This window comes from Paenarthrobacter sp. AMU7 (genome assembly GCF_041200195.1).
Lineage (GTDB): Bacteria > Actinomycetota > Actinomycetes > Actinomycetales > Micrococcaceae > Arthrobacter.
In genome coordinates this window covers 2,928,454-2,953,554 of record NZ_CP165735.1, presented here as the reverse complement: position 1 = coordinate 2,953,554, position 25,101 = coordinate 2,928,454, and the positions used below count along the sequence as shown (strand labels likewise).

At 63.1% G+C, this 25,101-nt stretch carries 20 protein-coding genes and 1 tRNA gene; 12 read left to right on the top strand and 9 right to left on the bottom strand.

Annotation, left to right across the window (positions count from 1 at the left end; all coding sequences use genetic code 11):
- Positions 1–68 precede the first annotated feature (68 nt).
- From ABQM86_RS13595 to ABQM86_RS13585, 3 genes are read left to right on the top strand one after another with little or no spacing between them, the layout of a single operon-like run.
- Positions 69–977: a sulfurtransferase gene (locus ABQM86_RS13595; RefSeq protein WP_369744668.1), complete on the top strand. Its 909-nt coding sequence runs from the start codon at positions 69–71 to the stop codon at positions 975–977.
- On the top strand, positions 974–2,122 hold the full coding sequence (locus tag ABQM86_RS13590) for an NAD(P)-dependent alcohol dehydrogenase (RefSeq protein ID WP_369744666.1): 1,149 nt from the start codon (positions 974–976) through the stop codon (positions 2,120–2,122). Before ABQM86_RS13595 ends, ABQM86_RS13590 begins: the two co-directional genes overlap by 4 nt.
- Entirely contained in the window at positions 2,119–2,547 is a 429-nt protein-coding gene (locus tag ABQM86_RS13585) for an HIT family protein (protein WP_280623099.1), read from the top strand. The genes ABQM86_RS13590 and ABQM86_RS13585 overlap by 4 nt, the downstream gene beginning before the upstream one ends.
- A gap of 60 nt (positions 2,548–2,607) precedes the next feature.
- On the opposite strand, the gene hrpA is transcribed toward ABQM86_RS13585, so the two are convergent.
- From hrpA to ABQM86_RS13570, 3 genes are all read right to left on the bottom strand, one after another.
- Complete coding sequence (hrpA, locus tag ABQM86_RS13580) at positions 2,608–6,561, bottom strand: ATP-dependent RNA helicase HrpA (RefSeq protein WP_369744665.1); 3,954 nt, start codon at positions 6,559–6,561, stop codon at positions 2,608–2,610.
- A 13-nt stretch (positions 6,562–6,574) separates the two neighbouring features.
- The gene (locus ABQM86_RS13575) at positions 6,575–7,567 is read right to left on the bottom strand and encodes a YafY family protein (RefSeq protein WP_207593920.1); all 993 of its coding nucleotides are present in this window, start codon (positions 7,565–7,567) and stop codon (positions 6,575–6,577) included.
- A 193-nt stretch (positions 7,568–7,760) separates the two neighbouring features.
- Entirely contained in the window at positions 7,761–7,931 is a 171-nt protein-coding gene (locus ABQM86_RS13570; RefSeq protein ID WP_198318235.1) for a hypothetical protein, read from the bottom strand.
- Positions 7,932–8,012: 81 nt separating this feature from the next.
- Between ABQM86_RS13570 and ABQM86_RS13565 the strand changes: the two genes are divergently transcribed.
- A complete protein-coding gene (locus tag ABQM86_RS13565) occupies positions 8,013–8,981 on the top strand; it encodes a GlxA family transcriptional regulator (protein WP_369744663.1) in 969 nt (322 codons plus the stop codon).
- A 29-nt stretch (positions 8,982–9,010) separates the two neighbouring features.
- Here the strand turns inward: ABQM86_RS13565 and ABQM86_RS13560 are convergent, their stop codons facing one another.
- The 6 genes from ABQM86_RS13560 to ABQM86_RS13535 form a co-directional block, all read right to left on the bottom strand.
- Positions 9,011–9,313 carry a protealysin inhibitor emfourin gene (locus tag ABQM86_RS13560; RefSeq protein ID WP_207593918.1) on the bottom strand — a complete coding sequence of 101 codons (303 nt, stop codon included), beginning with the start codon at positions 9,311–9,313 and terminating at the stop codon, positions 9,011–9,013.
- Positions 9,314–9,391: 78 nt separating this feature from the next.
- Entirely contained in the window at positions 9,392–10,432 is a 1,041-nt protein-coding gene (locus ABQM86_RS13555; RefSeq protein ID WP_242703335.1) for a M4 family metallopeptidase, read from the bottom strand.
- Between the two features lie 155 nt (positions 10,433–10,587).
- Positions 10,588–10,660 (bottom strand) — tRNA-Arg (locus ABQM86_RS13550).
- Between the two features lie 121 nt (positions 10,661–10,781).
- Positions 10,782–12,284 carry an FAD-dependent oxidoreductase gene (locus ABQM86_RS13545; RefSeq protein WP_369744662.1) on the bottom strand — a complete coding sequence of 501 codons (1,503 nt, stop codon included), beginning with the start codon at positions 12,282–12,284 and terminating at the stop codon, positions 10,782–10,784.
- Positions 12,281–13,153 carry an FAD:protein FMN transferase gene (locus tag ABQM86_RS13540; protein ID WP_369744661.1) on the bottom strand — a complete coding sequence of 291 codons (873 nt, stop codon included), beginning with the start codon at positions 13,151–13,153 and terminating at the stop codon, positions 12,281–12,283. Before ABQM86_RS13540 ends, ABQM86_RS13545 begins: the two co-directional genes overlap by 4 nt.
- Positions 13,154–13,157: 4 nt before the next feature.
- Positions 13,158–13,649, bottom strand: coding sequence for a hypothetical protein (locus ABQM86_RS13535; protein WP_280623095.1), 492 nt, complete (start codon positions 13,647–13,649; stop codon positions 13,158–13,160).
- A gap of 217 nt (positions 13,650–13,866) precedes the next feature.
- On the opposite strand from ABQM86_RS13535, the gene ABQM86_RS13530 reads away from it, so the two are divergent.
- From ABQM86_RS13530 to prmC, 8 genes are all read left to right on the top strand, one after another.
- A complete protein-coding gene (locus tag ABQM86_RS13530; protein ID WP_280623094.1) occupies positions 13,867–15,531 on the top strand; it encodes an arginine--tRNA ligase in 1,665 nt (554 codons plus the stop codon).
- 4 nt (positions 15,532–15,535) lie between these two features.
- Positions 15,536–17,008 carry a diaminopimelate decarboxylase gene (lysA, locus tag ABQM86_RS13525; protein WP_280623092.1) on the top strand — a complete coding sequence of 491 codons (1,473 nt, stop codon included), beginning with the start codon at positions 15,536–15,538 and terminating at the stop codon, positions 17,006–17,008.
- Positions 17,001–18,317 carry a homoserine dehydrogenase gene (locus ABQM86_RS13520; RefSeq protein WP_207593912.1) on the top strand — a complete coding sequence of 439 codons (1,317 nt, stop codon included), beginning with the start codon at positions 17,001–17,003 and terminating at the stop codon, positions 18,315–18,317. The genes lysA and ABQM86_RS13520 overlap by 8 nt, the downstream gene beginning before the upstream one ends.
- Positions 18,318–19,421 (top strand): threonine synthase, encoded by a 1,104-nt coding sequence (gene thrC, locus ABQM86_RS13515; protein ID WP_207593911.1) that lies wholly within the window; start codon positions 18,318–18,320, stop codon positions 19,419–19,421.
- Positions 19,422–19,423: 2 nt separating this feature from the next.
- Positions 19,424–20,398: a homoserine kinase gene (gene thrB, locus ABQM86_RS13510; protein WP_369744659.1), complete on the top strand. Its 975-nt coding sequence runs from the start codon at positions 19,424–19,426 to the stop codon at positions 20,396–20,398.
- A 302-nt stretch (positions 20,399–20,700) separates the two neighbouring features.
- Positions 20,701–22,869 carry a transcription termination factor Rho gene (gene rho, locus ABQM86_RS13505; protein ID WP_207593909.1) on the top strand — a complete coding sequence of 723 codons (2,169 nt, stop codon included), beginning with the start codon at positions 20,701–20,703 and terminating at the stop codon, positions 22,867–22,869.
- A 251-nt stretch (positions 22,870–23,120) separates the two neighbouring features.
- Positions 23,121–24,194: a peptide chain release factor 1 gene (gene prfA, locus ABQM86_RS13500; RefSeq protein ID WP_369744657.1), complete on the top strand. Its 1,074-nt coding sequence runs from the start codon at positions 23,121–23,123 to the stop codon at positions 24,192–24,194.
- Between the two features lie 33 nt (positions 24,195–24,227).
- Positions 24,228–25,100 carry a peptide chain release factor N(5)-glutamine methyltransferase gene (prmC, locus tag ABQM86_RS13495; protein ID WP_369744656.1) on the top strand — a complete coding sequence of 291 codons (873 nt, stop codon included), beginning with the start codon at positions 24,228–24,230 and terminating at the stop codon, positions 25,098–25,100.
- Position 25,101: the final 1 nt, after the last annotated feature.

Genomic DNA, 25,101 nt, shown 5'->3' with positions numbered 1-25,101 from the left:
ATAAGCCTAGGCTGGAAATCGGGCGCCGGCAGCAACGGAGCCCGTGCCGCAGGAATGAAGGAGAAAAGATGTCCACGCTGATAAGTCCCCCCGAACTGCGCAATCGCCTCGATTCAGGGGAGCGGACCGTGCTTCTCGATGTCCGCTGGGTGCTCGGCCGGACGGACGGGCACAGCGAGTACCTGGCCGGGCACCTGCCCGGCGCCGTGTTCGTGGACCTCCCCACAGAGCTTGCCGACCATGCGCAGCCAGGCCGTGGCCGGCATCCGTTGCCATCGACCGAACGGTTCCAGGATGCGGCGCGGCAATGGGGCATCAACGACGGCGATACCGTGGTTGCTTACGACAACAGCGGAAGCATGGCCGCGGCCCGCGTTTGGTGGATGCTGCGAAATGCGGGCTTGGAATCTGTCTACCTGCTCGACGGCGGCCTCGCCGCCTGGCGCGCCGGCGGTCACCCGGAGGAGACAGGTGAGGCAAGGCCCGTGGCCGGAAGTGTTTCCCTCGGCGAAGGACGCCTGCCGGTCATCAACGAAGCCGAAGCCGCGCAGTGGCACCAGGGCGGAGTCCTGCTCGATGCCCGGGCGGGGGAGCGCTACCGGGGCGAAGTAGAGCCGATTGATCCGCGGGCAGGGCACATCCCCGGCGCCGTGAGCGCCCCCACCACAGGGAACCTCGCACCCGACGGAACATTCCTGCCGGCCCAAGAGCTCCGCCGTCGTTTCGAAGCATTGGGCGTGGATGGCTCGTCCCCTGTGGCGGTCTATTGCGGATCCGGCGTCACAGCGAGCCATGAAATCGCGGCACTGCACATCGCCGGATACAAAGCCGCCCTGTACCCGGGATCCTTCTCGCAGTGGTCCAACAACCCCGGCAACCCGGTGGCCGTGGGCAGTGAGCCGTTGAAGGAAGGCTCCGGGGACGGCGTGGGGCCGAGTGGCAGAAGCACAGCTGCCGGGAGTAGCGTCGGAGCATGACTCCAGGACGCCCCGTTCCCCCGCCCCTTGCCAAACCCATCACCCTGGACACCGGTGACACCGGAAGCACCACCCTGGCTGCTGCGTACGGTGCCACGTCCCCGGACAGCGGCTTGGTGCCCCTGACCCTTGCGAGGCGGGCACCCACCGCAGATGACGTAGAGATTGGGATTGAGTTTTGCGGACTGTGCCACTCCGACGTCCATGCGACGCGCGGTGAATGGCGGGTTCCTCCATACCCACTGGTTCCAGGCCATGAAATTGTTGGCCGGGTAACCCGCGTGGGCTCCGCCGTGAAGGAATTCACGCCGGGCGACTACGTCGGCGTCGGCTGTCTGGTGGACTCCTGCCGTGAATGCGAGAGCTGCCTTGACGGCCTGGAGCAATACTGCGAGCGGGGCAACATCGGTACCTATGGGGCCGCAGACCCCCGGCACGGTGACGCCATCACCCAAGGCGGCTACTCGACGTCGGTAGTGGTGGACCGTCGCTTCGTGCTGCGTGTTCCCGAAGCCCTTGATCCGGCAGCGGCAGCCCCTTTGCTGTGTGCCGGGATCACCACATACTCTCCGCTGCGGTATTTCGATGTGGAAGAAGGCGACGCCGTGGGCGTGGTGGGCTTGGGTGGCCTGGGACATATGGCCGTGAAGATTGCCAAGGCCATGGGGGCGGAAGTGACAGTTTTTACCACCTCTGAATCCAAGTTTGACGCTGCCCGGGAGCTGGGCGCCGACCACGTGGTCCTGTCCAAGGATGCCGATGCCATGGAAGCGGCCAACAGGAGCATCGACGTCATTATTGACACTGTTGCTGCACCGCACGATCTCAACCCCTACTTCCGCACGCTTCGCCTGGACGGGGCGCTCTTCCAGCTGGGCCTTCCCGCGGATGAGATGCCGCCGGTCAGCCCCGGACTGCTCATCCGTCGCCGGCTCGCCTATGCCGGCTCGTTGATTGGCGGCATCGAGGAAACTCAGGAAATGCTGGACTTCTGTGCGGAACACGGTGTTGCCAGCGACATCGAAATGGTACGGGCCGACCAGCTGAACGAGGCCTACGACCGCATGGTGGCCGGTGATGTGAAGTACCGTTTCGTGCTGGACACCTCAACACTCCAGGACCCATCCGAAAGGGCAGACGCATGAGCACACTGTTCACCAAGATCATCAACGGGGAGATTCCGGGCCGCTTCGTCTGGAAGGACGCCGAAGTGGTGGCTTTCCTGACTATTGCACCGCTGACGCAAGGGCACACGCTGGTGGTGCCGCGTGAAGAAGTTGATTCATGGACCCACGCGCGTCCCGAGCTGCTGGCCAAGGTCATGGATGTTGCGCAAAGCATCGGAAAGGTCCAGGAGGACCTGTTTGACGCCAAAAGAGTAGGCGTTCTGATGGAAGGCTTTGAGGTGGACCACTTGCATGTCCACGTGTGGCCGGCTTATTCCACTGCAGACTTCGAGATCCACAACGTGGACCACAATCCGGATCCCGCCATCATGGATGCCACGGCCGTGAAGCTTCGTGCTGCCTTGCGTTCGGCCGGGCATGGGGATGCCGTCCCGCAGGACTGAGACCTTCGACAAAGTTAACCCGGCGGTGCTGAATCAGCGCCGCCGGGTTTTTGACCGATGCTAGGCCGGGGCGAGCGCCTGGTTCAGCACCGTACGGATGCGTTTCTCCGAGACGGAGTAGGCGGTTCCGAGTTCTACGGCGAAGAGGCTGACCCGCAGTTCTTCGATCATCCAGCGCACCCGGGTTAACTCAGTGCCTGCGCGTCGTCCGGGCAGAAGGGCGGACACCGCATCGTCATAGTCATCCTCCAGCGCTTGCACGATCGCCATGTTCAAGCTGTCCCGCTGCACGTTGCCGGGGAGCTTTTCGAGCCGCTTTTCGATCGCCTGCAAGTATCGCGGCAACTGGCTGAGCTGTGCGTAGCCCGTCTGTGCCACAAAGCCAGGAAAGACCAACTGCTCCAGCTGGGACTTCATGTCGTTGAGGGCGCTGATCAGCGGCAGGCTGGCGTTGGACTTCAGCGCCTTTTGGATGCGCCGCGTACTTGCCAGAACGCGTTCGACGACGGCAGTCACCGTAAACACGGTGTCGATCAGTTCCGCACGGACTACTTCATACAACGCATCGAAGGACTTCCTGTCCCACGGCAGGTCCTGGGGCGTCAGTTTGTCGATGGCGGCCAGGGCGCAGTCCGCGATCAGGGCACTGACAGATCCGTGCGGATTCTGGCTGAAGGTCAGCTTTTCCATATTGCTGAGATGCTCCAGCACGTAGCGGTCAGGAGGCGGAATCCGCAGTGCCAGAAGCCTGATGACGCCGCCACGCATGGCGGCCTCCTGTTCGGCCTTGGTCTGGAAGACCCGAAGGGCCACGGACTTGCCTTCATCGACCACCGCCGGGAAGCCGGTGACGGCGTGGCCCTTGACGGTACGTGTTACCTGCCGTTCCACGGTGCCGAAGTCCCACTCAGTGATTCCGCTGCGTTCGGCTACTACGCCGTCGGGATTGCCGGTGGACGAAGCCTTGGCCGCAGCCCCTTGACCGTTCGCCAGGCCAGAGGCTCCCGCTCCCTTACCGGCCTTGGCCGGTGCCGTGGTGGCTGGGGTGGCGCCGAGCGATTCGGCGATGGCGCGGCGAGTGGCGGGGGCAAGCTTTTCCTGGAGTTCAGCGAGGTCCTTGCCTTCGTCCAGGATTTTGCCCTTGCTGTCCACCACCTTGAAACTCACGCGCAGGTGCGGCGGTACGGCGTTCCAGTTCCAGGAACCGGGCGGTATGACGTGTCCGCGGAGCCGGCGGAGCACCAGTTCCAAGGAAGGCTCCAGCTCATCGGTTGCGGGGTCGAAGTCCGTTTCCAGTGCCGCGGTTGCCTGCCGGGCCACATCCGGGGCCGGGACGAAGTTCTTCCGCACCTGTTTGGGCAGCGACTTGATCAGGGCAGTGACAAGCTCTACCCGCTGGCCCGGAATCTGCCAACGGAACGGGGCGTCGTCCAGCTGGTTGAGGAACAACACGGGAACCTCGGCAGTGACGCCGTCCGATGGGTTGGGCGCCGACCCTGGCGCCACGGGATGGAACTCGTAGCTCAAGGGGAGCTCGAAGCCCTTGTGCACCCAGGTCTTCGGATAGGCGGAGTCGTCCAAGCCATCTGCATCTTCGCTCATCAGCAGGGATTGGTCGAAGTCCAACAGCGTGGGATCGGCCTGACGGGCGTCCTTCCACCACTTATCAAAGTGCCTCTCGGAGACCACTTCCTTGCCCACGCGTGCGTCGTAGAACTCGAAGAGCGTTTGGTCGTCCACCAGGATGTCGCGGCGCCGCATGCGGGTCTCGAGCTCTTCGATTTCCTGGAGCAGGGCACGGTTGCGGTGGAAGAACTTGTGATGGGTCTTCCACTCGCCCTCCACCAGCGCGTGCCGGATAAACAGTTCGCGGGAGAGCTCCGGATCAACCCGTCCGTAGTTGACCCTGCGGTTGGGAATGATCGGGACACCGTAAAGGGTGACCTTCTCGTGGGCCATGACGGCGCCTTGCCGTGAGGACCAGTGAGGTTCGCTGTAGGACCGCTTCACCAGGTCGGGAGCTACCTGTTCAGCCCACAGGGGATCGAACTTGGCGGCGACCCTGGCCCACAGTCTGCTGGTTTCCACCAGTTCCGCTGCCATGACAAAAGCCGGAGACTTCTTGAACAAGGCCGAACCGGGGAAGATGGCGAAGCGGCTGCCACGCGCACCGGCGTATTCGCGCTTGCGCTCATCGAGGAGCCCAATGTGGCTCAGCAACCCCGAGAGCAGGCTGATGTGGATGCCCTCGTAGTTGCCCACAGGATCGGCTTCACGCTTGTTGTCCAGCGCGATGCCCAGTGGCTTGGCCAGCTGCCGGAGCTGGGTGAAGAGGTCCTGCCACTCGCGGACCCGCAGATAGTTGATGAACTCGTTGCGGCAGAGCTTGCGGAACTGGGTGGAGGACAGCTCGCGTTGCTTTTCCTGGATGTAGTTCCACAGGTTGAGGAAGCCCGTAAAATCCGAGATCTCATCGCGGAAGCGTGCGTGCTTTTCCGAGGCCAGCTGCTGCTTGTCCGTCGGCCTTTCGCGGGGGTCCTGGATGGTGAGCGCAGCGGCCAGAATCATGACTTCGCGGACGCAGCCACGCTTGCCTGCCTCAACGATCATGCGGCCAAGCCGGGGATCAACGGGCAGTTGGGCCAGTTTCTGTCCCACGGCGGTGAGGCCGCTGCCGCCGCGGCCACCCGCTCCTGCGTCTCCTGACTTGGGCGAACTCAACGCACCGAGTTCGCGCAGGAGCGTCACGCCGTCGTTGATTGCCCTGGAATCCGGTGGCTCCACAAAGGGGAAGTTCTCCACGTCCTTGGGACTGCGGGCAACGCCCATGGCGGTCATCTGGAGGATGACCGCGGCGAGGTTGGTTCGAAGGATTTCCGGGTCCGTAAACAGCGGACGCGACTCAAAGTCCTCCTCTGAGTACAAACGGATGGCGATGCCTTCGGACACGCGCCCGCAACGGCCTGAGCGTTGGTTGGCCGACGCCTGGGAGACGCGCTCGATCGGCAGGCGCTGGACTTTGGTCCGGTGGGAGTAGCGCGAAATACGTGCGGTGCCGGTGTCGATCACGTACTTGATGCCCGGGACGGTCAGCGACGTCTCAGCAACGTTGGTAGCCAGGATGATGCGCCGTTTGCCCCCCGGATTGAAGACCCGGTGCTGCTCCTGCAGGCTCAGCCGCGCAAAAAGCGGCAGTACTTCGGTCCCGGCGAGGCGGCGGTTGCTCTGGATGCGGCCGTTGATGGCCTCGGCGGCGTCGCGGATTTCGCGTTCACCGGAGAAGAAGATCAGGATGTCGCCGGGAGCTTCCTTGGCGAGCTCGTCCACTGCGTCGCACACCGCATCCAGGGGATCCCGGTCTTCTTCGAGTTCATCGTCAGAGGTGTCCTCATCCCCACCGGCAGGCTGGGACAGCGGCCGGTAGCGGATCTCCACCGGATACGTCCGGCCGGAAACTTCAATGATGGGCGCTGGGGCTTCCTCACTCCCGAAGTGCTTGGCAAAGCGCTGGGGATCGATGGTGGCCGAGGTGATGATGATCTTGAGGTCCGGGCGCTGGGGGAGGATGCGCTTGATGTAACCCAGGATGAAGTCGATGTTGAGGCTGCGCTCATGGGCTTCGTCGATGATGATGGTGCTGTATTTGCGCAGCAGCTTGTCCCTTTGGATCTCCGCGAGGAGGATGCCGTCGGTCATCAGCTTGATCTTGGTTGACGCACTGACCTCACCGGTGAAGCGGACCTGGAAGCCCACCTCCTGGCCGATCTCAACGTCCAGTTCCGAGGCAATGCGTTCTGCGACAGTACGGGCTGCCAGGCGGCGCGGCTGGGTATGCCCGATCAGGCCCTTGTCTCCAAGGCCAAGTTCGAGGCACATCTTGGGGATCTGGGTGGTCTTACCGGAACCGGTCTCGCCGGCGATGATGGTCACCTGGTTTGCGGCAATGGCCGCCATCAGATCCTCGCGGCGCTCGGATACGGGCAGCTCAGCGGGGTAGGAAATATGAAGTGTCATGGCTGCTGCCAGTCTACTGTGGCCGCGGTTCCCCGTCCGCTGTGTCCGTCACAGTCCCCGCCGCCGCGGTGAGCCGGTGGGAGAGATGGCGGGCGAATGACCTGAACTCCTCCGGTTCCAGGATCTCGAAGTCCATGTCCAGTGCGGCAAGGTAAGCGGCCGGTGCAGCAAGGTTGTCCCACCCGGAACGGAGGATGGTTGCTGCCGGACCGTCAGCGGCCAGCGTCGCGTACTGTGAACTGACGACGGCGGCCACCTCCGCGAGCGGCGCGCGGAGCCGCACCACGACGTCGAACCTGTAGGGGGAACGGGTGATGGACTGCTGCACGTAGGCTGCAAGGTCTTCGGCAGGCAAGGGGCGGGGCAGGTACTTTTTGCGTTCGGACGGCAGGGAAGCAAAACGATCCGCGCGGAAGGTCCGCCAGTCGTCCCGTTCCACATCCCAGGCGACCAGGTACCAACGGCGGCCGGTGTCCACCAGCCGGTAGGGTTCCACGAGGCGGCGTGCCGATTCGCCGTCGGACTTGACGTAGTCAAAAGAGATCTGGCGCCTGTCCGATATCGCGGCTGAAACCACCGTCAGCTGTTGCGGGTCAACCGTGGCCGCGTTGCTGGGAAGGGTGGTGACTGCTGCTTTCAGCATGGCGAACTTCGGGCGCAGCCGGGAAGGCAATACTTGTTCCAGTTTTGCCAGGGCACGAACGGAGGCCTCGCCAATGCCGGCGACGGGTCCCGCAGCTACGGAGTTCAACCCCAGTGCAACTGCCAGGGCTTCGTTGTCGTCCAGCAGCAGGGGCGGCAGCTGCGCACCGGCCCCCAGTTGGTAACCGCCTGCGATCCCCGGGGACGCATGGATGGGGTATCCCAGGTTACGGAGCTTGTCGACATCGCGGCGCACGGTCCGTTCGGTGACGCCCATGCGGTCCGCCAGGGCCGGACCTGTCCATTCCCGGCGCACCTGCAACAGTGACAACAGCTGGAGGAGGCGGGCAGAGGTTTGGATCATGCAAGTGAATCTAGTCCATGTCGCTTCGGCACGGACGACAGTTCCACTACCTGTGGCAGGCAGAAAGACGCCCGCCGTTCGGGGAATCTGCGCAAAATTCCGTGAACGGGCGGGCGTCGGGTGGACAATGTGGGTTGCCGGCTTTGGCTGGTGGGGTTGGTTTTGACGAAGGTGTGCAGTGAGCCTGCATGTCCTAGTAGATGCGGGGGTTCCAGTACGGGGTGCTGGGAGCGTCGAAAGCGCTCCAGGGCTCCTTGGACTGGATGGGCGGGTTATGGCCGCGGCCATCCTTCAGCAAGGCTGAAACAGTGGCCGCGACGGCGGTGATGAGGACTATGAAGAGGATGATTCCGAAGATTTCCATGCCTCCAGCCTGCTCCTGTGGAAGGTCAAGAAACAGTGGCAGAAATGCCCCATTTAGATAATTTTCTGCCACACTGGAGATATGTTGAAATCAGTGGCGGTGATCGTTGTTCCCGACTTCTCGATCTTCGAATTTGGCACGGCTTTCGAAGTTTTCGGCATTGACAGATCGGATCGGGGCGTCGGAGTTCCGGCCTTCGACTTCCGGGTATGCGCGCCGGAGCCAGGGGATATCCGCATGAAGTCCGGGCTGTCCCTCCACGTCAACCTGGGCTTGGAAGCAGCCGCCGATGCGGACCTCGTCATCATGGCGCCTTTCGGCCGGGACCTGGACGTCCCCGAATCGGTCCTGGACGCTCTGCGGGCAGCCCACGCACGGGGCGCATGGGTGATGTCCATCTGCTCCGGGGCCTACGCCCTGGCCCGTGCTGGATTGCTGGAAGGGCGTCGGTGCACCACGCATTGGCACTATTCACAGGATCTGTCCAGCCGATACCCCGGGGCCATCGTGGACGAGAACGTCCTTTATGTGCAGGATGGAACCATCATCACCAGCGCAGGCACGGCGGCCGGCATCGACGCCTGCCTCCACTTGGTTCGGGTCGAGTTGGGAGCCAACGTAGCTGCCGCCATTGCCCGGGACATGGTGGTTCCGCCGCACCGCGATGGCGGCCAGGCCCAGTTCATTGACCGGCCCATGCCGCGATGCGGATCCGCGCCCATGGAGGAACTCCTCCGGTGGATGGTTGAGCACCTCGACGAGGAACACAGCGTGAACGAGTTGGCGGCCCGCCTCCACATGTCACCGAGGACCTTCGCCCGCCGCTTCAGGGCAGAGACGGGAACTACTCCGGCTGCCTGGCTGAACTCGCAGCGGGTGCTCAGGGCCCAGGAACTCCTGGAGACCACAGAGCTGAACATCGACGAAATTGCCAGGGAAGCGGGGTTCGGACATTCTGTGCTGCTCCGCCACCATTTCACCAAGGTGCTGGATACCAGCCCGCAGAGTTATCGCCGTGCTTTCCGTGGGCAGTTGGCGGAGGCTATTTAGGGACGCGCTGCGTTCTACGCCCTTGGCTGTCAGCGTCTGCCTCCCAGGCGGCCGCGGGACTCAGAGCCCTCGGCTTTGGCACATTCCACCAGTTCCTGCCAAGGCCCGGTGACGGCGCGGTCCGGGAGGGTGGCCCGGCGTTGGCCTGCCCTGATGGAGTACATGAACCTGTCCGGTTGGTTGGCCGCCCGTGACTGGCTCTTGGCTTCCTCCCATGGGCAAGCCTCAACCATGGGAACCCACCGTTCCTTGTCATCGGGGGAGACTGCGTCCACGCTCCAGACGCGCGTCATCGCTGCAATTCCCCCACTGCGTTGGACGGTGATCTTCATGGCCGGCTGCTTCTCGTTCGACTTTTCCTCGTCAGCCAGCCAGCGGGACCGCACCAAGCTGTCCGGTCCGCCGACCGACTAAACCTTGACCTTCACAGTCTCCCACGCCTTGAGGACGGCGTCATGCTCCGCGGAACCGGATCCGAAAAGTTCCCCGGCGGTGGCCACGGTGGTCTTCGCGAACTTTCCAAAGGTGCAGGTCGCGGGGAGGGAGCCGCTGGTCAATGTACCGTACCAAATCTGGCCGGGCGCCTCCCACGCATTGCCACCGAGTTCCGAGGCCACGACGTAGAAAGCCTTGTTGGGGATGCCGGAGTTGATGTGCACCCCACCGTTGTCCGCGCTGGTGCGCACGTATGTGTCCATGGAGTCCGGCTGGGGATCCTTGCCGAGGACGTCGTCGTCGTAAGCGGTGCCCGGCGCCTTCATGGAGCGCAGGGCAGCGCCTTGGACCTGGTCCGTGAAGAGACCCTCACCGATGAGCCAGCTGGCTTTCGACGCAGTCTCCTGCTTCAGGTACTGCTCCACGAGGACACCGAAGACGTCAGACATGGACTCGTTGAGTGCACCGGCCTGGTTCCGGTAGGCAAGATTGGCCGTGTATTGGGTCACCCCGTGGGCGAGTTCGTGGCCGATGACACTGACGGACTTGGTGAAGCGTTGGAAGATCTGGCCGTCGCCATCGCCAAAGACCATTTGCGATCCGTCCCAAAAGGCGTTGTCGTAGAGCTTTCCGTAGTGGACAGTGGCATCGAGGGCGAGGCCCGCATCATCGATGGAGTCCCTGCCGAAGATTTCCCCATACAGGCGGTGTGTGCTGCCAAGGCCGTCGTAGGCCTCATCCGCCGCCATGTCCCCGACAGGCCCGGCGCCTTCCTTACGGACAACACGGCCGGGCAAGGTCTCCGTGGATTCGGCATCGAAAATGGTCCGCTTGGGCGGGCCCGGCTTTGCCTGGCGGGCACTGGGCGGCGCCGCAGGGATGGGCGCTGTGCGGATGGCCTGCAGGTCTTTGATGTGCAGCAGCGACTCCTTTGCTGCCCTGGCCACGGCCCGCAGCCGTGGCTCGCTCTGGGCGGCAATCCTGCGAAGCATGTACGGAGGAACGATCGAACACATCACGGCAAACCCCTTTGGCTATCGGAAAGACCAACTGGATTCAGCCTAAAAGCAGCCTCCGACAATATCGCGGTGAACGTCCGGCAAGCCCCGAACTGATAGCCGGCACCGGAACACAAAAATACCCCGCCAGTTCACTGGCGGGGTATTCGTTGTGCCCTCGATAGGATTCGAACCTACGGCCTTCTGCTCCGGAGGCAGACGCTCTATCCCCTGAGCTACGAGGGCATCCAGGGTTCCCTCCGTTGCCGGTGGGACGTCCTAGAGCTTAGCAGTCACTGCGCCGCAAATGAAAACCCGACCCACCGGCGGCAATCCCCGCCTTGGACCACCGGACCGGCCCTTCGCATCAGTACCCGGCGAACGAATCGACGTGGATACGGCGCGCCCCTGCAGTGCGGGCAGCGGCACGCAGCGAATCAACGCTTGCTGGTGAGCCGGAAACGAAAACTTCGCGATCGGCAATGTCGGGGACCAACTCCTTGAGGCGTTCCGCGTCGATTCTGGCGGCACCGGCGTCGACCATGAACGCCGGGGGAGCGGAACCGTCCGCCAGCCTGGCGATCACCCTGGCCCCGGAGGCTTCCAGCTGCTCCACGCCGGCCAACTCATCGCGACCTTTGGCGAGGTACATCACCACGGTGTCGCGGGGCGCGGCGTCAGCGGACAGGTGCGAGAGGAACGGCGTAATGCCGATTCCTGCAGCGATCAGCAGGACCGGTTTGCCGGCGTCGTGCGGTAGAACAAAGTCCCCGCCTACGGCCGTGGCAGAGAGTTTGTCGCCGGGTTTCAAAGCCAGCAACGCCTTCTTTGCCGTGGACAGCGGCTCGGCCGTGCCAACTCCAAAGGTCACTTCCGGGGCGCCCGGGGCACTGGTGATACTGAAGACCCGCCGGCGGCCCTTGCCGTCGGAAGCCCGGTGCGGCAGGTTGAGCTCCATGTACTGGCCTGCAGCAAACCGCACCGGGCGCTGTGGCTCAAACCTGAACTCCGTGCTGCCCGGGGTCAGGGCACGCGAACCTTTGAACGTCAGTTCCACCCCGCCACGCTGGCCCAGGAAGAAGGCCAGGAGGTTGCCCAGCAACAAAGCGAGTTCGGGGGAGTTGGCAACAAAGCCGAAGTTATATGGAACCGCAAACACAACACCCACCACACCGGCAAGCGCCAACTGCTGCCATCGGCGGGGAGGGAGGGTGAGCGGCTCCGAGAGCATGAAGCCCACGAAAAACAGCAGAGGCCTCTGCGCCAAGGACTGCCACAGTGCCTGTCCGAAGCTCATGCTGCGGCTCAGGAGCTCCACGGTGATGATGCCGGCAGCCACCACCAGGAAGACCGTCGCCATCAACATTTTTCGCGTGCGGTACAGCACAACCAGCACGCCGGGAACCAGGAGCCACAGCATTGCCGGGGTCGCAGCCCACCACGTGGCGATGTTCAACCCGGTCAGGCCAGTGACGAACGCCCCGGCCGCGGCCGGATTAAAGATGTGACGCCCACGGAAGGCCAGCGCATATTTGGAGACGCTGGCCACCACGCAGGCCAGGGCCACGCCTGTCATGTCAGTGACTCCGAAGGCGGGCCAGAACAGGAAATAGAGCAGCAATCCCGTAATCAGGGAGGACTCCGTGTGCGGCTGGAGGCGGAAGATCAACGCCAGCAGTCGGTTGGACGCGTACGTTACCGTCAGGCAGAGCGCCAGATGCACCAGCATCTCGGGGAGGCCGAACGTCAGCCAGCCCAGAATGTTGAGGAGCATGCTGTAGGCCACGAGCGCACCCAGCACCCACAGAATCAAGCGGTACATCGTGAAGCGGCCCAACCAGGTGTCTACGCGGGACTTAGCGGCAATCATGTGAACAGTCTCCCCTCGAAACGGTGCGAAAATGTGGCGGCACCACTGGAGGACACCCTGAGCCAGGAGAAATAGAACTCCTCCTGCAACTGGGCCGGTTCAAGCATGAACAAGGCAGTGGCCAACGCATCCGCCACCAATGCGCTCGCAGCCATGGTCCAGGTAGCCACCATGGTGTGGATGGGCCGGCCTGTAGTCCCGTCCAGGACGTGGTGCAGGCCATCGCCCCAGGCGCGCCGGTTGGAAGCCGAAGCGCAGAGGGCTGAATTATGGAGCTCAACAGTGCCTATGGCCTGGCCGGGATTATAGGGATGTTCCAAGGCGACCATCACAGGGTGGGTGCCCGCATGGAGCATGTCGCCGCTCCCATCCACCAGGAATTCAGAATGGCCGGTTGACTGCAGGATCCCGCCCAGCAGGTCCACCAACTGCCCCTTCCCCGCAGCCCCAATGTCCAGGACCACTGCTTCGGTGACGGTCAGTGCCGTATCCGTCCACTCAAGGACGTCTTCCCAGCGTGGCGGGGCCAGGGGATCTCCGGAGGGGGCCAACGTGTAACCCGGATCGTAGCCAAGCCTTTCCAGACTGCTGCCGATGAGGGGGGTCATGGCGCCCCCGCTGAGCCGATACAGGGCGGCGTAGACCTCATGGAGGGCTACGGCATGCCCGGGCAAGGTAATCCTGCCGGGTTCGCGGGACAGGCCTGACACCAGGGAGTCCGGCCTGAACCGCGAATACGTCGCGTCATAGTCACCGACTGTTTCCAGCAGTTGGTGCCGCACCGCGGGTGCCAGCGCCTCCGGCGTCGAAATCTCCCACCGCGTCCCGATGCCGTCAAAACTGAAGGAGCTCCAGTCCGCGTGCGGCATGGTGCTACTTGGCCTGGGACTTGATCTGCTTCACGGCATCGTTGAACCCGCCGGACGTCAAGGAGGAACCAGCCACCTTGGAGACATTGAGTTCGTCGATGTTCTTGCCAACAATCTGCGCCGAAATGCCGCTGGCGAACTCGCCTTGGAACTTCTTGGTGTTGGGGTTCGAAGGGTGCGTGGTGATGTTGACCGCGGACACCCTGTCACCGGCAAGCGTCAATTCCACGCCCACGGTCTCCTGGCCATTGGGCGAGGTGTACGTGCCGTCGGCGCTGTAGGTTCCGTCCTTGTATACCGAAGCGCCCGCGGCAGTGGAGCCGGACGCGGTAGAGGAAGAGGTGGGGCTGGACGTGCTGGCCTGGCCGCCATTCTCGGCAGCCGGCGTGGATTCAGCGGACGGGGACTGCGCAGACGGCGCGCAGCCCGCCACGGCACCAATGAGTGAAAGGCCGGCAATTCCGGAGTAAATGCTCTTGCGGAGTGGCGTAGTCATGGTTCTGCTCGTTTCAACTGGACAAGAAATGGTCATGGGATTGGTACTCGCGGGATGACGGACGAGGCCACCTCCTACGTCTTCACAACGTTGAATTCAGCGTAATGGTTCAGTCTGTGGCGCCCGATATACGTTCCTGTGCGTTGGCTGTGTCCACATTGTCCACATAAGCGACCCTCAATTCCGCGACTTTGCGGGCCCCCGGTAGGCTAGATGCGTGACTCCCGAAGAACTCTCTGCTGCCATATCCGCCTGCCTTAAGGACGCCGTCTCTACCGGCGAAATTACCTTGACGGAATCTGCCGTGCCCGATTCCGTGCGAGTGGAGCGACCAAAGAACCGGGATCATGGAGACTGGGCCACCAACATCGCGCTGCAACTCTCCAAGCAGGCCGGGATGAATCCGCGCGAATTTGCCGGGATCCTCAGCAACCACCTCCAGGGCATCCCCGGTGTCACAGGGGTGGAAATAGCCGGTCCCGGCTTCCTGAACATCACAGTGGACGCCGCCACCGCCGGTGCCCTGGCAAAGGCCATCGTTGAGGCCGGATCCAGCTACGGCACCAACCAGGCGCTCGCGGGACGCGTGGTCAACATGGAATTCGTGTCCGCGAACCCCACAGGACCGTTGCACATTGGGCACACCCGTTGGGCAGCCTTGGGCGATGCGATCGCCAGGGTCCTGCGCGCCTCCGGTGCAAACGTCACCGCTGAGTACTACATCAACGACGCCGGCTCGCAGATGAATGTCTTTGCCAACTCTGTCCTTTCCCGGCTGCACGGCCGCGGCGTCCCTGAGGGCGGCTATCCGGGTGAATACATCCGAGAGCTCGGCGACGAAGTCCTGAAGGCCCACCCCGGCATCCGGGAACTGACGGACGAGGCCGCCCTCCCTGTGATCCGTTCGGCTGCCTATGAGGCACAGATGGCGGACATCAAAACGACCCTGGCGGACTTCGGCGTGGAGTTCGACGTCTTCTTCTCGGAGAAGGAACTGCACGACGCCGGTGCGATCGAATCCGCTGTTGCCCGCCTTCGCGAGCAGGGCCACGTCTTTGACGACGGTGGTGCCGTGTGGCTGCGCACCACCGACTTCGGTGACGACAAAGACCGCGTGATGATCCGCGCCAATGGCGAACCGACCTACTTCGCCGCGGACGCTGCCTACTACCTTTCCAAGAAGGACCGTGGTTTCACTGAGAAGATCTACCTGCTCGGCGCCGACCATCACGGCTACATCAACCGTCTGAAGGCCATTGCGGCCTGCGCGGGCGATGATCCCGAGGCCAACATCGAGGTTCTCATCGGCCAACTGGTCTCGGTAAACGGCGCAAAGCTGTCCAAGCGTGCGGGCAACATCATTGAGCTCAAGGACCTCATTTCCTGGCTGGGCAAGGATGCCGTGCGCTACTCCCTGGCCCGTTTCCCGGCCGACTCGCCGCTGACGCTGGATCCGGAGTTGCTGAAGAAGCACAGCAACGAGAACCCGGTATTTTACGTGCAGTATGCCCACGCGCGGTCCCGCGGCACGGCACGCAACGCTGCCGAAGCCGGTGTAGAACGCCAGGTTGATGGAGTGGATGCATTCGACGCATCGCTCCTGGACCACGCCACGGAAAACGAGCTGCTGTCCTATCTGGGCAGCTACCCGTCCATCGTGGCCAAGGCTGCTGAGCTGCGCGAGCCGCACCGTGTGGCCCGCCACCTTGAAGTCATTGCCGGGGCCTACCACCGCTGGTATGACGCCTGCCGGGTGTCGCCGCAGGGTGACGATCCCGTCCTTGATGTGAACCGCACGCGCCTGTGGCTCAATGACGCCACCAGCCAGGTACTTGCCAACGGACTCGAACTGCTGGGCGTTTCGGCGCCGGAACGGATGTAGGGCAATGAACACAGCAGCTGATCACGCTTCTCCGCTCGCTCCCGAATGGTTGGCCGTACCTGAGGACCTCAACGCACTGCAGGAACCCCTGTGGGCCGCCGGAGTTGGAAAGAACGACGCCGGTGAAGTCACAGTTGACGGTTTTTCCGTCAGTGAGCTCAAGGAACAGTTCGGAACTCCACTGTTTGTCATGAGCGAATCGGACTTCCGCTCCCGTGCAAGGGCATTCAAGGATGCCTTCGACGCCGCCTTCGCCGATATTTGCGGGGGAGTGGACGTCTACTACGCAGGGAAGTCCTTCCTGTGCACCGCCGTGGCAAGCTGGGTAGCAGAAGAGGGCCTGCGCCTGGATACCTGTTCCGGCGGCGAACTAGCTGTCGCTGCACGTGCGGGAATTGACGGCTCCAATCTGGGGTTGCATGGCAACAACAAGTCGGACGCGGAGATCAACCGCGCCCTGGACATGAAGCTGGGCAGGATCGTGGTGGACAGCCTCGATGAACTCGAGCGGGTTGCCAAAATAGCTTCCGGCCGCGGCGAAGTTGCCAAGGTCATGCTGCGCCTGACACCTGGTGTGCACGCGCATACCCACGAGTTCATCGCCACCGCACACGAGGACCAGAAATTTGGCCTCTCCATGGCGGAAGACTCCACCGAGGAAGCTGGTCTTTCGGCAGCCGAGGAAGCTGTGGCAGCAGCCACCTCCTACTCAAGCGTCGAACTGCTCGGCCTGCACTGCCACATCGGCTCGCAGATCTTTGAGCCGGATGGTTTTGCCGTCGCTGCGGAGAAGCTTCTGGGTTTCCTCGCGGCCATGCAGACCAAGTACTCCATTGTCCTGCCGGAACTGGACCTCGGGGGTGGCTATGGCATCGCGTACACCCCGGTGGACACACCCCGCCCACCGGCCGAGATCGCGGAGGCGATGGCCGCCGTCGTGCGTTCCACATGCGCCAGGTTGGACATCACGCCGCCGCGCATCTCCATCGAACCCGGACGGGCGATCGTAGGCAGCACCACGTTCACGCTTTATGAAGTAGGCACCCTCAAAACCGTGCGGGTTGACGCCCCTGATGGTGAGGACGGTCAAAAGAACGTTACGTATCCACGCCGTTATGTGTCAGTGGACGGCGGCATGAGCGATAACGCCCGTCCGGTGCTGTACGACGCGGATTATTCGGCGATTCTGGCTTCCCGTGACTCCTCTGCGGCTCCCCAGCTGTCCCGCGTAGTGGGCAAACATTGCGAGAGCGGCGACATAGTTGTTAGAGATGTATATCTGCCCGCGGATGTGGCAGCCGGTGATTTGCTCGCAGTACCGGGTACCGGCGCCTACTGCTGGGCCCTCTCCAGCAACTACAACTACCTGGCACGGCCTGGCGTTGTCGCTGTACGCGACGGAGCTGCCCGGCTGATTGTCCGCGGGGAAACCGAAGAAGATCTCTTGAACCGCGACATGGGAGTGGCGAATGTCTGAAGTGCGAACCTTGAAGGTGGCCCTGCTGGGCTGTGGCAACGTTGGGGCCCAGGTCGCGCGGATTCTGATTGACGACGCCGACGCCCTGGCCGCCCGCAGCGGCGCCCGCCTCGAACTTTCGGGCATCGCCGTACGCACCATCGATGCCCCGCGTGACGTCGAACTGCCGCGTGAACTTTTCACCACGGATGCCGACACCCTGGTCAAGGATGCAGACCTGGTCATCGAACTCATGGGAGGCATTGAGCCAGCACGTTCGTTGATCCTTACGGCCATCCAGAACGGCGCATGTGTTGTCACCGGCAACAAGGCCCTGCTCGCGCAGGACGGCCCCACCCTGTACGAAGAGGCTGACAAAGCCGGTGTCCAGTTGTCTTACGAAGCCGCGGTAGCAGGTGCCATCCCCATCCTGCGCCCCATCCGCGACAGCCTGTCCGGCGATCGCATCACCAGGGTCCTGGGCATCGTCAACGGCACCACCAACTTCATCCTTGACCAGATGGACACCACCGGTGCCCAGTTCTCTGACGCACTGGCCGAAGCCCAGCGGCTCGGATACGCCGAAGCGGATCCCACTGCCGACATCGAAGGACACGACGCCGCGGCGAAGGCAGCCATTCTGGCCTCCCTGTCCTTCCACACACGCTTTTCCCTGGACGATGTCTACTGCGAAGGCATCACCAAGGTCAGCGCGGCGGACATCGCCTCTGCCAAGGAAGCCGGATTCGTCATCAAGCTCTTGGCGATTGCCGAGAAGATCGACTCAGCAGAAAACGGCGGCGGCATCTCAGTGCGGGTCCACCCCACACTGCTGCCGCGGGAACACCCGTTGGCCGCCGTCCGCGGCGCCTTCAACGCAGTCTTCATCGAGGCGGAGAACGCCGGCGAACTGATGTTCTACGGGCAGGGTGCAGGCGGAACTCCTACCGCCTCTGCCGTACTTGGTGACCTCGTCTCCGCAGCGCGGCGCCTGGTCCTTGGTGGCCCGGGCCGCACGGAAACCACCACGGGGCACGTCCCGGCGCTGGCCATCGACGCATCCAACACCAGCTACTACATCGGATTGGACGTAGCTGACCAAGCCGGCGTATTGGCGCGGATTGCGCACATCTTTGCGGAAAACGGTGTCTCCATCGAGATCATGCGGCAGACGATCCACCGCGACGCAGAGTCGAACGTTGAATCGGCTGAGCTGAAGATCGTGACGCACCGTGCATCCGAAGCTGCACTCGCAGCAACCGTCGAGGCCGTCAAGGGCCTGGACGTCATCAATTCTGTGACATCCGTACTGCGGGTAGAAGGGGTCTAAGTGGCTCACCAATGGCGCGGAGTAATCCGCGAATACGCTGATCGTTTGCCCGTAACGGAAGCCACCAAGGTCATTACCCTCGGCGAGGGCGGCACGCCCCTGGTCCATGCACGGCAGCTCTCCGAGCTCACCGGTTCAGAGGTGTACCTGAAGGTTGAAGGCATGAACCCCACGGGTTCCTTCAAGGACCGTGGCATGACCATGGCCATGACGGCAGCAGTTGAAGCCGGGGCCAAGGCAGTGGTCTGTGCGTCCACCGGTAACACCTCTGCCTCGGCAGCTGCCTACGCCACTGCGGCCGGGCTGAAGTGTGCCGTTTTGGTTCCCGAAGGCAAGATCTCCATGGGCAAATTGAGCCAGGCGATCGCGCACGGCGCCACCTTGCTGCAGGTTGACGGCAACTTCGACAACTGCCTGGACATTGCCCGCAAACTGGGTGAGTCCTACCCGGTGTTCCTGGTGAACTCCGTCAACCCCGCCCGTATCCAGGGCCAGAAGACCGGTGCCTTCGAAATCGTCGACTCACTCGGCGATGCTCCTGACATCCATGTTCTGCCTGTCGGTAATGCCGGCAACATCAGCGCCTACTGGAAGGGCTACAAGGAATATTCCGCGCCCTTCGAGACCGCCAACGGGACCTTGGCGGCTGTCGCCACCAAGACGCCCATCATGTGGGGCTTCCAGGCTGCAGGGGCGGCGCCATTTGTTGCCGGACACCCGATCACTGAGCCGGACACCATCGCGACTGCCATCCGCATCGGCAACCCGGCGTCCTGGGACACCGCTGTTGCCGCCCGCGACGAATCCGGTGGCCTGATTGAGGCCGTTACGGATGATGAGATCCTGGCTGCCCACCGCTGGCTGTCCGCCAAGGAGGGCGTCTTCGTGGAACCCGGCTCCGCTGCCGGCGTCGCAGGCCTCATCAAGAAGCACGCTGCAGGCGAGGTTCCCTCCGGGAAGACCATCGTCATCACGGTTACCGGTCACGGACTCAAGGACCCGCAGTGGGCCCTCCGCACTGACGATGGCAGTGATGTTCAACCCGTCAAGGTGCCGAACGACGTCGTCACCGTTGCCGCAGAACTGGGACTGGAAGAAAAGTAAGAGTGGAATCAACGCAGCCCACCGCGACTGATCGTGCGCTCGTCGCGGCAGGCCAGCGGCTGACCGTCAAGGTCCCCGGTACAAGCGCCAACCTGGGCCCCGGCTACGACAGCCTCGGCTTGGCCTTGTCGATTTACGACACCTTGACGGTGGAAACCCTCAGCACCGGAGAGCTCGAGTTTGAGCTCTCCGGTGAAGGGGCCGAAACCCTTCCCCGGGATTCCAGCCACCTCGTGGTGCGCGCCATTGATCTTGCGCTGGATCGCCTTGGCTACCAGCACTCCGGGCTGAAAATTACTGCGGACAACGTCAATCCGCACGGACGTGGCCTCGGATCCTCAGCTTCTGCCGTGGTGGCAGCGGTGACCGCAGCCAATGCCTTGGTACCGGAGGAATCGCGGAAGGATCGCGATTGGATCCTGCAGCTGACCAGCGAGATGGAGGGCCACCCGGACAACGTCGCACCCGCCATTTTCGGCGGACTGGCGCTGTCCTGGCAGGACAGCGAGCAGTACAGCAGTACCAGGGCAGACGTTGCGCCTTCAGTCATTCCGGTAGTCGCCGTCCCCGACTTTGAGTTGTCCACGGAGACGGCACGCGGTTTGCTCCCTGCCTCCGTGGGCCATCATGCGGCGGCCATGAATTCCGGACGCGCCGCCCTGCTGATCCACGCCCTCACGGCGCAGCCAGCCTTCCTGTTGCCTGCTACCGAGGACTACCTCCACCAGAGCTACCGTGCACAGGCTATGCTTCCCAGCGCCGACCTCATCGCGGCGCTTCGGGCCGCAGGCCACGCGGCCGTTGTTTCCGGTGCGGGCCCCACTGTGATGGTGCTGGCCAACGGGGAACGTGAAGCCTCCACTGTTGCGGATTTCATTGAGTCCTACACGGCGTCCAACACACCAGACATTGGCTGGCGTGTGATGACACTGGCTGTGGACGTTCAAGGTGCTAGAGTGGAAGTGCACCGCCGGTAAAGCCGCGGGCAGTTCCCTGATTTCGGATCTCGGTGTTTCGCCGTACCTTTCGTCAACTGTGCCAACGTTGGTGGTGTCGTCTCTTTCCGGCCAGTCTCAGGTGCCGAGATCTCTCTGTTCCCTGAACCTACAGCCGGCAGTCCGGGCAACCGGATCCAGTGATGACGATCAGTATCCGGCCCTGTTGGCCACAATCCATCAGGCACGGCCCAAATCACCGGCTGCAGATCTGAACTGCAGCCCAGAACAAATCATCGCGTCCAGCTCTCGCTCTGGACGCCGTCGAGGGGGAAGGATCCTTCGTGACAGAAACCACTGAGCTGGCTTCAGCTGTGGACACAACATCTTCTGCTGCTGAGTCGTCAACAGCAGCAACCACCAAGAGCAGCGGCCTTGCAGGCCTTAAGCTCGCCCAGCTTCAGGCTCTCGCGAGCCAGTTGGGCATCTCCGGGGGATCGCGTATGCGTAAGGGGGATCTGGTGACCGCCATTTCCGCCCATCGCGCCGGCACCTCCACTACCAAGGCACCCGCCAAGGCCAGTGCCCCGGCAAAGGGAACCACTGCTGTGGCCAAGGAAGCTCCGGCCGTGGATGCCAAGGCTGCAGGGGAGACCAAGGTTAAGGCTGCCGAAAACGGTGCTGTTGCCGATGCTGCCTCCGAGGCTCCGGCCCAGGAAGCCCCCCGCGGTCGAGGCCGTGGCCGTAGCCGCCGCGCCACCAGTGATGGTGTAGTAGCTGCTGTTGAGGCCGCTGCTGCGCCCGCTGAAACCGCAGTTGCGCCGGTTGCTGAAGCACCGGCAGCATCTGAAGCGGCTGAGTCCGGTACCGAGCGTCGCCAGCCGCGCACCCGCAACCGCCGCCGTGGCGAAGCTGCTGCAGCACCTGCTGAAGCGGCAGAAGCCCCCGCGGCCGAGCAGCGTGAGCAGCGCGCTGACCGCACGGAGCAGCGTGCTGACCGCACGGAACAGCGTGAGCAGCGTGCCGACCGCACCGAGCAGCGTGAGCAGCGCGCCGACCGCAACGAACAGCGTGAGCAGCGTGAACAGTCGGATTCGGGCGAGCAGCGCGAACGCCGTGACAACACCCGCGGCCGCCGTGAAGACACCAACGATGGCGATGACACCGGCAACCGCCGCAACCGCCGCAACCGTCGTGACCGCAACGACCAGAACGACCGCAGCGACCGTCGGGGAGGTCAGGACAGCCGTGACGGAAACACCCGCAGCGACCGCTTCCGCGACCGCAACGAACGTCGTCGCGGCCGCGCCCAGGGACCGGACGTCGACGACGTCGAGGTCACCGAGGATGACGTCCTGCTTCCCGTAGCCGGCATTCTGGACGTCCTGGAGAACTACGCGTTCATCCGTACGTCCGGCTACCTCCCCGGGGCGAACGACGTTTACGTCTCCCTGGCACAGGTCAAGAAGTACAACCTCCGCAAGGGCGACGCCGTTGTCGGCGCCATCCGTGCACCGCGTGACGGCGAAGACCGCAGCCAGCAGTCGGCCCGACAGAAGTTCAACGCGTTGGTTCGCGTCACATCCGTCAACGGCAAGACTCCGGAAGAGCTCAAGGACCGCGTCGAGTTCGCCAAGCTCGTACCGCTGTACCCGTCCGAGCGCCTCCGCCTTGAGACTGATCCCAAGAAGATCGGCCCGCGTGTCATTGACCTCGTGGCCCCGATCGGCAAGGGCCAGCGTGGCCTGATCGTGTCGCCGCCGAAGGCCGGCAAGACGCTCATCCTGCAGTCCATCGCGAATGCAATCACCACCAACAACCCTGAGGTCCACCTCATGATGGTGCTGGTTGACGAACGTCCCGAAGAAGTTACGGACATGCAGCGCACCGTCAAGGGTGAGGTCATTGCCTCAACCTTCGACCGTCCCGCCGACGATCACACCACGGTTGCCGAACTTTCCATCGAACGCGCCAAGCGCCTCGTGGAAATGGGTATGGACGTTGTAGTCCTCCTGGACTCCATGACCCGCCTGGGCCGCGCCTACAACCTGGCAGCACCGGCCTCCGGCCGTATCCTGTCCGGTGGTGTGGACTCCGCAGCCCTGTACCCGCCCAAGCGCTTCTTCGGTGCTGCACGCAACATCGAAAACGGCGGTTCGCTGACCATCCTGGCAACGGCCCTCGTGGAGACCGGCTCCAAGATGGATGAAGTCATCTTCGAAGAGTTCAAGGGCACCGGCAACATGGAGCTCCGCCTGTCCCGCCAGCTGGCAGACAAGCGCATCTTCCCGGCCGTGGACGTCAACGCGTCCGGCACACGCCGCGAAGAGAACCTCCTCTCGCCTGAAGAAGTCAAGATCATGTGGAAGCTGCGCCGCGTCCTTTCCGGCCTGGAGCAGCAGCAGAGCCTTGAGCTGCTGACCAACAAGATCCGGGAGACGCAGAGCAACGTCGAGTTCCTCATGCAGGTTCAGAAGACGACACTCGGAGCGAAGTCCGACAACGACAAATAGCTGTGCTCTAACCGCTCAAAATATGCCGGCCCCGCCCCTACGCCGGGTAGCTTCCGATCTACGATCGGAAGCTACCCGGCTCCGGCAGGCCGAAGCCACTCCGTGGCCGGCATATTTTGAGCGGTCTTTGTTTAAGGAATCCTTGGCCCGACACCACGTGAGGTCAGAAACGGCCCAGCGGGCCCCAGATGGGCTGTGCGTGACCCCACGGTGCAGTTATTAGACTTGTAGAAGTCGAAAGAGGTTTGAAAATGTTTGAGTCCGTACAGGGATTGCTTGATGAGCACACTGCTATTCAGGCGCAGTTGAGTGATCCTGCTGTTTATGCCGATCAGTCCGCGGCCCGGAAGTTGGGGCGGCGGTCTGCCCAGCTCCAGGGCATTGTGGAGGCGTACAACAAGTGGCGCGGGCTCAATGATGATCTGGAAGCGGCCAAAGAGATGGCTGATGAGGATCCTGAATTCGCTGCCGAGGTTGTGCAGTTGGAGGAGCAGATTCCCGCGGCGCAGGAGCGCCTGCGCCGTCTGCTGATCCCTCGTGATCCTGACGATGCCCGCAACGTCATCCTTGAAGTCAAGGGTGGCGAAGGTGGTGACGAAGCTGCCTTGTTCGCCGGTGACCTTCTGCGAATGTACATGCGCTACGCCGAGTCGCGGGGATGGAAGACCGAAATGATTTCGGCCACCGAATCCGATCTTGGTGGCTACAAGGACGTTGCCGTGGCCATCAAGGGCAACTCGAACGATCCTGCGCAGGGAGTCTTCGCGCGGTTGAAATTCGAAGGTGGGGTGCACCGTGTGCAGCGCGTGCCCGTGACCGAATCCCAGGGCCGCATCCACACCTCGGCTGCCGGCGTGCTGGTACTCCCTGAAGTGGATGAGCCCGAAGAGCTTGAGATCAACCAGAACGATCTCAAGATCGACGTTTACCGTTCCTCTGGTCCGGGTGGACAGTCCGTGAACACCACCGACTCCGCTGTGCGCATCACCCACTTGCCCACGGGCATCGTGGTGGCCATGCAGAACGAGAAGTCCCAGCTGCAGAACCGCGAAGCCGGCATGCGGGTTCTCCGCGCCCGCCTCCTGGCCCACCAGCAGGAACAGATCGACGCCGCCAACTCGGAGCAGCGGAAGTCACAGATCCGCACTATGGACCGTTCGGAGCGCATCCGCACGTACAACTTCCCTGAAAACCGCATTGCGGACCACCGCACAGGGTACAAGGCGTACAACCTTGACGCCGTCATGAACGGCGACTTGGAGCCCGTGATCCAGTCGGCCATTGAGGCGGACGAGCAAGCACGCCTGGATGCCATCGGCGAATAGCACCCTGCCGCATATCAACAGCAGAGTAGATCCATGACGTTTTACCCAGGCCAGAGCCTCGCGGACGCGGTTCGCGAGGCTACTGCCGTTCTCACCGACGCCGGTGTCCCCTCGCCGCGCGTGGACGCGGAGTTGCTGGCCGAACACCTGCTGGGTGTGGGGCTGGGACGCTTGCGGGCCATGCTGTTGGGCGATGCTCCCGCACCTGATGGTTATGGGGAACTGGTGCAGGAGCGGGCCGGCCGCGTTCCCCTGCAGCACATCACCGGCGTCGCCTATTTCCGGTACTTGGAGTTGCGTGTGGGTCCGGGTGTCTTCATACCCCGGCCGGAAACGGAATCGGTAGTCCAGTTGGTGATTGACCACGTGGCAGGAATCCCGAACCCCAAAGTGGTGGATCTTGGCACCGGATCCGGTGCGATCGCCGGCTCGATCGCCCACGAAGTACCGGGCTCTGACGTCCACGCCGTGGAATACAGTACTTTCGCGCATGCCTGGGCTGCGAAAAACCTGGAGCCGCTGGGCGTCACCCTCATCCAGGGCGACCTTAGGGACGCGCTTCCCGAACATAACGGAACCTTCGACGTCGTCGTCTCCAACCCGCCGTATATCCCGGCTGAGGCGATACCCACAGAACCTGAAGTCGCGCTCCACGATCCTCCCGAGGCACTGTACGGTGGGGGAGCGGACGGCATGGAACTCCCGACGGCGGCAGCGGCCTCCGCGGCCCGGCTCCTGAAGCCCGGCGGCTACTTCGTAATGGAACACGCCGAAGTCCAGGCCGGCTGGATCGCCGGGATGCTGCGACGCTCCGGACGTTGGAACAACGTCACCACGCATTGTGACCTGAACGGCAAGGAACGTGCCACCAGCGCGGTGCTGGCAAGCACTGACCCTGATGAGTGAA

Bases quoted from the DNA above. Each gene is read 5' to 3' on its own strand.
- hrpA (WP_369744665.1), bottom strand. From the start codon at position 6,561: ATGACACTTCATATTTCCTACCCCGCTGAGCTGCCCGTATCCGAGCGC.
- ABQM86_RS13545 (WP_369744662.1), bottom strand. From the start codon at position 12,284: ATGATTGCCGCTAAGTCCCGCGTAGACACCTGGTTGGGCCGCTTCACG.
- ABQM86_RS13565 (WP_369744663.1), top strand. From the start codon at position 8,013: ATGTTGAAATCAGTGGCGGTGATCGTTGTTCCCGACTTCTCGATCTTC.
- ABQM86_RS13520 (WP_207593912.1), top strand. From the start codon at position 17,001: ATGTCTGAAGTGCGAACCTTGAAGGTGGCCCTGCTGGGCTGTGGCAAC.
- ABQM86_RS13540 (WP_369744661.1), bottom strand. From the start codon at position 13,153: ATGCCGCACGCGGACTGGAGCTCCTTCAGTTTTGACGGCATCGGGACG.
- prfA (WP_369744657.1), top strand. From the start codon at position 23,121: ATGTTTGAGTCCGTACAGGGATTGCTTGATGAGCACACTGCTATTCAG.
- prmC (WP_369744656.1), top strand. From the start codon at position 24,228: ATGACGTTTTACCCAGGCCAGAGCCTCGCGGACGCGGTTCGCGAGGCT.
- ABQM86_RS13570 (WP_198318235.1), bottom strand. From the start codon at position 7,931: ATGGAAATCTTCGGAATCATCCTCTTCATAGTCCTCATCACCGCCGTC.
- ABQM86_RS13560 (WP_207593918.1), bottom strand. From the start codon at position 9,313: ATGAAGATCACCGTCCAACGCAGTGGGGGAATTGCAGCGATGACGCGC.
- ABQM86_RS13595 (WP_369744668.1), top strand. From the start codon at position 69: ATGTCCACGCTGATAAGTCCCCCCGAACTGCGCAATCGCCTCGATTCA.
- ABQM86_RS13555 (WP_242703335.1), bottom strand. From the start codon at position 10,432: ATGTGTTCGATCGTTCCTCCGTACATGCTTCGCAGGATTGCCGCCCAG.
- ABQM86_RS13590 (WP_369744666.1), top strand. From the start codon at position 974: ATGACTCCAGGACGCCCCGTTCCCCCGCCCCTTGCCAAACCCATCACC.
- ABQM86_RS13585 (WP_280623099.1), top strand. From the start codon at position 2,119: ATGAGCACACTGTTCACCAAGATCATCAACGGGGAGATTCCGGGCCGC.
- ABQM86_RS13535 (WP_280623095.1), bottom strand. From the start codon at position 13,649: ATGACTACGCCACTCCGCAAGAGCATTTACTCCGGAATTGCCGGCCTT.
- ABQM86_RS13575 (WP_207593920.1), bottom strand. From the start codon at position 7,567: ATGATCCAAACCTCTGCCCGCCTCCTCCAGCTGTTGTCACTGTTGCAG.
- lysA (WP_280623092.1), top strand. From the start codon at position 15,536: ATGAACACAGCAGCTGATCACGCTTCTCCGCTCGCTCCCGAATGGTTG.